The sequence below is a fragment of the Stenotrophomonas sp. GbtcB23 genome (assembly GCF_019091045.1).
GTDB lineage: Bacteria > Pseudomonadota > Gammaproteobacteria > Xanthomonadales > Xanthomonadaceae > Stenotrophomonas > Stenotrophomonas rhizophila_A.
On record NZ_JAGXKC010000224.1, the window covers coordinates 1 to 413 of the forward strand.

Sequence of the window (413 nt, forward strand, 5' to 3'; positions counted from 1 at the left end):
CATCGGGCCACCGCGCTGGGCTGAGAGGGCCAGGGGTCGATCGGTAGGGAGCTCAATGGCCTCTGGCTGCCCAGTGAACGCGAACGGAGGGATGGTGAGACCGAGTCGGGTGATCTGGAAGTGCTTTAGGGCCGCAGTATGTCCACCTGGTGGGATGTGGTGGCCGGTGTGCGTCATGACTTCAAGCCTGGGGCATCGCAGAACTTCGCCGCTATCGGTGTACAGGGCTTGGCGCCGATGAAGTTCGAAGTGTCCGCCACAGCCTATCTCGGCGAAGGGGGCCAGACTGCCGCCAATGTCGAGGCCGAGTACGAATTGCTGCTAACCAACCGGCTGATCTTGCAGCCGCTGGTGGAAGTCACCGCCTATGGCAAGAACGGTCCATTGCGCGGGATAGGTTCGGGTCTGAGTGC

Annotated in this window: 1 pseudogene; it reads left to right on the plus strand. The window is 62.2% G+C overall.

What is annotated here, in order from left to right:
* Nucleotides 1-413 (plus strand): annotated as a pseudogene (locus KVS69_RS18890) (copper resistance protein B); the annotation flags it as partial.